Source organism: Mesorhizobium metallidurans STM 2683 (assembly GCF_000350085.1).
Lineage (GTDB): Bacteria > Pseudomonadota > Alphaproteobacteria > Rhizobiales > Rhizobiaceae > Mesorhizobium > Mesorhizobium metallidurans.
Genome location: NZ_CAUM01000148.1, coordinates 38948 through 46130 on the forward strand (window position 1 = coordinate 38948; position 7183 = coordinate 46130).

Annotated in this window: 7 protein-coding genes and 1 tRNA gene; 4 read left to right on the top strand and 4 right to left on the bottom strand. The window is 61.2% G+C overall.

Annotation, left to right across the window (positions count from 1 at the left end):
* Window positions 1-2: 2 nt before the first annotated feature.
* Both carB and MESS2_RS26075 read left to right on the top strand, forming a co-directional pair.
* The gene (gene carB / locus MESS2_RS26070) at window positions 3-3506 is read left to right on the top strand and encodes a carbamoyl-phosphate synthase large subunit (protein ID WP_008877574.1); all 3504 of its coding nucleotides are present in this window, start codon (window positions 3-5) and stop codon (window positions 3504-3506) included.
* Window positions 3507-3693: 187 nt separating this feature from the next.
* Window positions 3694-3975 (top strand): hypothetical protein, encoded by a 282-nt coding sequence (locus tag MESS2_RS26075; protein WP_008877575.1) that lies wholly within the window; start codon window positions 3694-3696, stop codon window positions 3973-3975.
* On the opposite strand, the gene MESS2_RS26080 is transcribed toward MESS2_RS26075, so the two are convergent.
* The gene (locus tag MESS2_RS26080) at window positions 3962-4564 is read right to left on the bottom strand and encodes a hypothetical protein (protein ID WP_008877576.1); all 603 of its coding nucleotides are present in this window, start codon (window positions 4562-4564) and stop codon (window positions 3962-3964) included. The genes MESS2_RS26075 and MESS2_RS26080 overlap by 14 nt on opposite strands.
* A 413-nt stretch (window positions 4565-4977) precedes the next feature.
* Here MESS2_RS26080 and MESS2_RS32480 point away from each other — a divergent pair, with 413 nt between their 5' ends.
* Together MESS2_RS32480 and MESS2_RS26085 are read left to right on the top strand one after the other, a co-directional pair.
* The gene (locus MESS2_RS32480) at window positions 4978-5376 is read left to right on the top strand and encodes a hypothetical protein (RefSeq protein WP_157357851.1); all 399 of its coding nucleotides are present in this window, start codon (window positions 4978-4980) and stop codon (window positions 5374-5376) included.
* A 37-nt stretch (window positions 5377-5413) separates the two neighbouring features.
* A tRNA-OTHER gene (locus MESS2_RS26085) sits at window positions 5414-5508 on the top strand.
* 145 nt (window positions 5509-5653) lie between these two features.
* On the opposite strand, the gene MESS2_RS26090 is transcribed toward MESS2_RS26085, so the two are convergent.
* The 3 genes from MESS2_RS26090 to MESS2_RS26100 form a co-directional block, all read right to left on the bottom strand.
* On the bottom strand, window positions 5654-6046 hold the full coding sequence (locus tag MESS2_RS26090) for a RidA family protein (RefSeq protein ID WP_008877578.1): 393 nt from the start codon (window positions 6044-6046) through the stop codon (window positions 5654-5656).
* A 71-nt stretch (window positions 6047-6117) separates the two neighbouring features.
* Window positions 6118-6585 (bottom strand): DUF6644 family protein, encoded by a 468-nt coding sequence (locus MESS2_RS26095; protein WP_008877579.1) that lies wholly within the window; start codon window positions 6583-6585, stop codon window positions 6118-6120.
* Window positions 6586-6975 (bottom strand): DUF6152 family protein, encoded by a 390-nt coding sequence (locus tag MESS2_RS26100; protein WP_008877580.1) that lies wholly within the window; start codon window positions 6973-6975, stop codon window positions 6586-6588.
* Between the last annotated feature and the right edge of the window lie 208 nt (window positions 6976-7183).

Genomic DNA, 7183 nt, shown 5'->3' on the forward strand with positions numbered 1-7183 from the left:
ATATGCCAAGACGCACCGACATCAAGTCGATCCTGATCATCGGGGCCGGCCCCATCGTCATCGGCCAGGCCTGCGAGTTCGACTATTCCGGCACCCAGGCCTGCAAGGCGCTGAAGGAAGAGGGTTTCCGCGTCATCCTGGTCAATTCCAATCCGGCCACCATCATGACCGACCCGGAACTGGCCGACGCCACCTATATCGAGCCGATCACGCCTGAAGTCGTGGCCAAGATCATCGCCAAGGAGCGGCCGGATGCGCTGCTGCCGACCATGGGCGGCCAGACCGCGCTGAACACGGCGCTTTCGCTACGCCGCATGGGCGTGCTCGAGCGCTACAATGTCGAGATGATCGGCGCCGATGCGCACGCCATCGACAAGGCCGAGGACCGCGCGCTGTTTCGCGAGGCGATGCACAAGATCGGCCTGGAAACGCCGAAGTCGATGCTGGCCAACGCCACCGACGTCAAGAACGCCGACCGCAAGACGCATGAGGCCGAGCGCGCCGCACTCAAGGCCGAGAAGCCGGCCGATCTCGACTCGGCGCTCGACGCGCTGGAGACGCGCTGGAATCTCGGCGAAGGCGACCGCAAGCAGCGCTACATCAGCCATGGCATGGCGATCGCGGCACAAGCGCTCGACCATGTCGGCCTGCCGGCCATCATCCGCCCGTCCTTCACCATGGGCGGCACCGGCGGCGGCATCGCCTACAACCGCGCCGAATTCTACGAGATCGTCCAGTCCGGCCTCGACGCCTCGCCGACCACCGAAGTGCTGATCGAGGAGAGCGTGCTCGGCTGGAAGGAGTATGAGATGGAGGTTGTCCGCGACAAGGCCGACAACTGCATCATCGTCTGCTCGATCGAGAACATCGACCCGATGGGCGTGCATACCGGCGATAGCATCACCGTCGCCCCTGCCCTGACCTTGACCGACAAAGAATACCAGATGATGCGCAACGCCTCGATCGCGGTGCTGCGCGAGATCGGCGTCGAGACCGGCGGCTCCAACGTGCAGTTCGCCGTCAACCCGGCCGATGGCCGCCTGGTGGTGATCGAGATGAACCCGCGCGTCTCGCGCTCCTCCGCTCTGGCCTCCAAGGCGACCGGCTTCCCCATCGCCAAGATCGCGGCAAAGCTCGCCGTCGGCTACACGCTGGACGAGTTGGAGAACGACATAACCGGCGGCGCCACGCCTGCCTCGTTCGAGCCGAGCATCGATTATGTCGTCACCAAAATCCCGCGCTTCGCCTTCGAGAAATTCCCCGGCGCCGAGCCGGTGCTGACTACGGCGATGAAGTCGGTCGGCGAGGTCATGGCCATCGGCCGCACTTTTCAGGAATCGCTGCAGAAGGCGTTGCGTGGGCTGGAAACCGGCCTCACCGGCCTAGACGAGATCGAGATCCCCGGCATCGGCCATGGCAGCGCGCCGGCCAGCCATGTCGACGACCGCAACGCCATTCGCGCCGCCCTCGGCACACCGACGCCCGACCGGCTGCGCATGGTGGCGCAGGCGATCCGCATGGGCACCTCGCTGGAAGACGTGCACGCCATGTGCAAGATCGACCCGTGGTTCCTCGAACAGATCGCCGGCATCCTCGCCATGGAAGCCCGCATCCGGGAGCACGGTATCCCCGAGGACGCCGCCAATCTGCGCATGCTGAAGGCGATGGGTTTCTCCGACGCCCGCCTCGCGTCCCTGGTCAGGAAAGACGCCGAAGAGATTCAGAAGATTCGCGAAAAGCTCGACGTTCATCCGGTTTATAAGCGCATCGACACGTGTGCGGCCGAGTTCGCCTCGCCCACCGCCTACATGTACTCGACCTATGAAGTGCCGTTCGCAGGCAGCCTCGCCAACGAGGCGCAGGTCTCGTCGCGCAGGAAGGTGGTCATCCTCGGCGGCGGTCCGAACCGCATCGGCCAGGGCATCGAGTTCGACTATTGCTGCTGCCACGCGGCCTTCGCCCTGCGCGACGCCGGCTTCGAGGCGATCATGGTCAACTGCAACCCCGAGACCGTGTCGACCGACTACGACACCTCCGACCGGCTCTATTTCGAGCCGCTGACGCCGGAGGACGTGCTGGAGATATTGCGCGCCGAGCAGGCGTCGGGCGAGCTGGTCGGCGTCATCGTCCAGTTCGGCGGCCAGACACCGCTGAAGCTCGCCGACGCGCTGGAGAAGGCCGGCATCCCGATCCTCGGCACCTCGCCCGACATGATCGATCTCGCCGAAGACCGCGACCGCTTCCAGAAGCTCTTGCACAAGCTCGGCCTCAGCCAGCCGAAGAACGGCATCGCCTATTCGGTCGAGCAGGCCCGCCTCGTCGCCGGCGAGCTCGGCTTCCCGCTGGTCGTGCGCCCCTCCTATGTGCTCGGCGGCCGCGCCATGCAGATCATCCACGACGAGGGCATGCTGCAGACCTATCTGCTCGACACCGTGCCCGGCCTGGTGCCGGAGGACATCAAGCAGAAATACCCCAACGACAAGACCGGCCAGATCAACACGCTGCTGGGCAAGAACCCGCTGCTGTTCGACACCTATCTCTCGGGCGCCATCGAGGTCGATGTCGATTGCCTCTGCGACGGCAAGTCGGCCTTCGTTTCCGGCATCCTGGAACACATCGAGGAGGCCGGCATCCATTCGGGCGACTCGGCCTGCTCGCTGCCGGTGCATTCGCTGCCTGCGGAGCTCGTCGACGAACTGGAGCGCCAGACGGCAGCCCTTGCCCGCGCGCTCAATGTCGGCGGCCTGATGAACGTGCAGTACGCGATCAAGGACGGCACGGTCTATGTGCTGGAGGTCAACCCGCGCGCGTCGCGCACCGTGCCCTTCGTCGCCAAGACCATTGGCCGGCCCATTGCCAAGATCGCCGCCCGCATCATGGCCGGCGAAAAACTGGAAGACGCCTTCGCCCATTATGGCGCCATGCCCGACCCCAGAAACCCCGGCCACATCGCGGTCAAGGAAGCCGTCTTCCCCTTCGCCCGCTTCCCCGGCGTCGACATCCTGCTCGGCCCGGAAATGCGTTCGACCGGCGAGGTCATGGGCCTCGACCGCGATTTTGCCCTTGCCTTCGCCAAGAGCCAGCTGGGGGCGGGTGTTGATCTCCCCCGCGCGGGCACGCTGTTCGTCTCGGTGCGCGACGAGGACAAGAAAGGCATATTGCCGGCGGTCAAGCGCCTCGCCGGCCAGGGTTTTAAAGTGCTGGCGACGTCAGGCACCGCCCGCTTCCTCGCCGAAAACGGCGTCGTCGCCGAAAAGATAAACAAGGTACTGGAAGGCCGCCCCCACATCGAGGACGCCATCCGCAACCGCCAGGTCCAGATCGTCTTCAACACCACGGACGGCCAGAAAGCGGTATCGGACTCAAAATCGCTGCGCCGGGCGACGCTGATGCAGAAAGTGCCGTATTACACGACGCTGTCAGGTGCGGCTGCCGTGGCCGAGGCGATTGCGGCGCTGCGGGCGGGGAGTTTGGAAGTGCGGCCGCTGCAGGAGTACTTTGCGTGAGGAGCGCTTCCTTCTCCCCGTCTCTATACGGGGAGAAGATGCCGGCAGGCAGATGAGGGGCGGCGCCAGTCTCCGAAGATTATATTCGCTCCGTCGGATTCATCGGGCGCGCCCCGGCGACAAGACAAGCGCTTGCTCCTAACTCCTTTCAGAGTCATTCTCCTTCTTCAACTTTGGGAGGGGAAGAATGGCTAAGAAGGCTGGAAGGATTGGGGAAGCAGATATTTCAAAAGACGTGATAGCAATTATAGACGCCGAACCGAATAGAGAGATTTCTACCACAAAATTGATTAGAACGCTACGGCAGCGTATTCCGTTAAACGCCGAGGATGAAGAGCCGCTAGAGGGTCGACAAGACGATCGATTCTCCCAGATCGTCCGCAACATCAAATCGCACAAGGACCAGCCCGGAAACCTCATCCATGACGGGCATCTACAGAGCATCTATAGGGGCTTTAAGCGGCCCTAGCGAACTTCGCCTTATATCCCGGCTGAAACCATTTCAATTCAGTTTGCGCTGGTGCATTCTTGTCCCAGACAAACCATGCATAAGCCGTGGTGCCGGAACCAGCTTGAACAGCGCCTGCTGGATAAAAGGTGATGCGCTCGCTAAAGACCCAGACGCGCGCAGGTGGGCATTCAGCGAAGATCGTGTTCGCTCGATTTGCCCCTTCCAGAAAAGCCAGCCTCAGAAGCAACGCGAACTTGTTACGCGCCAGTTTCACTCCAGAGCGCACGAAACTTTCCGCGCTATTGTAAGGAGGATTGGTCACGATGTTGTCTGCCGGCGTCGTCGCCGTGTTGAAATCAATGCCAGCCTTGCCGAAGCCCCGGTCGAATAGGTCCGAACTGCGGACAGGGTTGCCACGACTTTCCAGCACGCGAGACATTGCGCCGTCGCCGCAGGCGCATTCCCAAATCCCGCCAGAGAATTTTTCGTTTTCCATTAAGGCATGCGTCGCCCAAGTGGGCGTGGGGAAGTAATCCGGACCGGCGAGATCGGCAAACCGCTTCATTGTCGGCTTGAAACCGCCGTTGAGATTATACGTCGCGTCCATAGTGATTCGACTCCTCTGGCGTAGAAAGTATAACGGAATCATATGGTTAAATAAGCCTTAAGACGGTGTGGCGAATTGACTCAGGCATCCGACCGGCAGGAGCGTCTGAATCATGCCAAAGGCGCATGATGCGTCATTCTGACACATATAGCCACTCGACTTCACTTAGGACTCGTTAACTATGACTCGAAAACTTGGCACTTTGGGCCAAAGGTGGCTACTGCGCAGCAAAACCCGTGCCAATCCCAAGCGACACTTAGGGACTCGTTAACCATGATGGAGTCCGATTTCTCTTGCAACGACGCAGGACTTGCCATAGACTTAACTACATGGCGTCGTTAAACGAATTCCTTACCCAAAGGCACAGGGCGCTGACGAGAGCGCTCACGGAAACGCGGCGCCAACTTTCTTCTTTGGAAGAAGAGATCGATCAAATTGAAAGAGCTGCGGCAGCAGCTAACATAAGCATCGAGACTCACGAAAGTTCTGATAATTCAAAAGAAAGGACGATGTCTTCGCAATATAAATTGCCAAACACCATGAAAGAGGCAGCTGTAGAGGCTCTGAAGGCCGCGAACCGTGGCATGACGGCCAACGAAATTCTTAAAATTGTTAATGATATACTAGGAACAAATTACCCAAGGTCCAGCTTAAGCCCTCAACTCTCTCGCTTGAAAAGCGACGGAATTGTCTACAGAGCAGATGACCGCTGGGTGTTGGCCACTCATGATCACGCAGCAAAGTCATCCGACCTCAATGAAAATGGAGCATCCGAAGACGCTCCAGAACTTGCCGGTCGTGAAGGAGGATAGTCGACGGTTCTTCGCGGTCTATGAGGAACCGGCGCATAGAGACGTAGTGTAACGGATAGCACGCCTGAGGTTTACGAAGTGGTGGCCAGCCAGCCCCAGGCAGTGGAGGTTCGAGTCCTCCCGTCTCTTCCATATAGCAATGCAAAGGACCGCGTCAAATTCCGGATACTATCTTGTCGGCATCATATCGATAGATGATCCCCTGTGGCGATTTCAAACAAGCAGCCAAGTCGCAGAAACCCGGGAACGGGCTACCCCGAAAAGCCCGTTGGCTCCCTCACGCCACCGCCACACACTCGATCTCGATATCGAACTCCATCGGCCATGACGCCACTGGCACGAAGGTCCGCGATGGCGGGTTTTCTGGAAAATGCCTGGCATAGACCCGGTTAATGGCGTTGTAGAAGCCGGAATTGGCGGCGTAGATGCGCACCATCACCACCTTGTCGAACGAGGTATCAGCCGCTTCCAGGCAATGTTTCAGCGCCTTCAACGACGCCTCGGTCTGCACCTCGATGTCGCCCTTGACTAGCTTGCCGGTCGAAATATCAAGCGGCGGCGTGCCGGAGACGAAGACCAGCCCCGCCCCTTTGGTCACCAGCGACAGCGGCACCCCCAGCGCGCGCACGGCCGCCGACAGCACCGGCACTTCGACGATTTCCTTGTTCATGACGATCTCCCAGTGTTTGCGGGGAGCTTATCTGCCTGCGTTGGGAAGGCCAGTGCCAACGCTCGCCTCAATCAGAGAAAACCGATGAACCGTCCGGCGAACAGCACCGATGTCCACAGCAACAGCGAAACAACCGCCAACATAGTGGCGTCCCCGCCGGCCAGTTCGTCCTCACCTCTCGCGTGGCACAACCGCATGAAGACGAGGAAGTTGACCCCGGCAAGCAGGATCAGCCCCATCTTGGCAAGAAAAACCGGCATCGCCGCATACTCCCTGGCCCTGACCGAAAACAGCAGCGCCCCGGTGACAAGCGCGCCGGCGAACGCGCCCAACGCCGTGCGGCGCAGCAGCGCGACGAACGCCGCTTGCGGCAGCGAACGGAAGGCGCCGATGACCCTGAGGTCCATCAGCATGACGCTGGTCAGCAGCGCGCCGATCGACATTATGTGCAGCGCGTTGACGATCGGGTAGGCGACGAAGGAGGCCTTCAGCCCCTTGACGAGAGCGAGTTGCTCGATGCCGGCGAAAACCCCGTCCATTCAGGCCGGCGGCACACGGTCGGGATAGACATCGTAGGTCTTGCCGCCGACGATGATGCGCACCGCCTTCATGCGCTTTTCCTTTTCGTCGCGCGAGCGGTTGCCGATCGCGGTCACCTCGTCGCCGACCTTGGCGACCTCCTCCGTGAAGCCGGCGGCGATCGTGCGCGACGGCGGCGCCATCTCCACCCGCCAGGCCTCGCCCTCCGCGTCGACATCCAGCGTGGCGTGCGGATTGCCGATGTAGATCGCCGTGATCCTGCCCCGGAGTTCGAAGAACCCGTCCTGCGTCCACGCCCAGCCGTGATGGGCATAGGCCGCGGTGCCGGCGGCAAGGATCACCGCCGCAGCCAGCGTGGCGCTCCGCATCCCGTTGAAAGGCGACTGCATGGCTCGTCTCCTCGGTTCATCCCACCAGCATCGAAGAGTAGGCCACGGCGCGGCAACGTCAAATCACATCGGGGCGAAAGCCCTCGGCGAAGCTGCGATCTCCCCCCTTGCGGGGGAGATGCCCGGCAGGGCAGAGGGGGGTGCTGTCCCTCCGACCTGTCAAGCAATCGCAGCCACACCCTCAGGTCGTTTTCGGTTGGGAACGCCT

Bases quoted from the DNA above. Each gene is read 5' to 3' on its own strand.
- MESS2_RS26090 (WP_008877578.1), bottom strand. From the start codon at position 6,046: ATGAACAAGGAAATCGTCGAAGTGCCGGTGCTGTCGGCGGCCGTGCGC.
- MESS2_RS26095 (WP_008877579.1), bottom strand. From the start codon at position 6,585: ATGGACGGGGTTTTCGCCGGCATCGAGCAACTCGCTCTCGTCAAGGGG.
- MESS2_RS26075 (WP_008877575.1), top strand. From the start codon at position 3,694: ATGGCTAAGAAGGCTGGAAGGATTGGGGAAGCAGATATTTCAAAAGAC.
- MESS2_RS26100 (WP_008877580.1), bottom strand. From the start codon at position 6,975: ATGCAGTCGCCTTTCAACGGGATGCGGAGCGCCACGCTGGCTGCGGCG.
- MESS2_RS26080 (WP_008877576.1), bottom strand. From the start codon at position 4,564: ATGGACGCGACGTATAATCTCAACGGCGGTTTCAAGCCGACAATGAAG.
- carB (WP_008877574.1), top strand. From the start codon at position 3: ATGCCAAGACGCACCGACATCAAGTCGATCCTGATCATCGGGGCCGGC.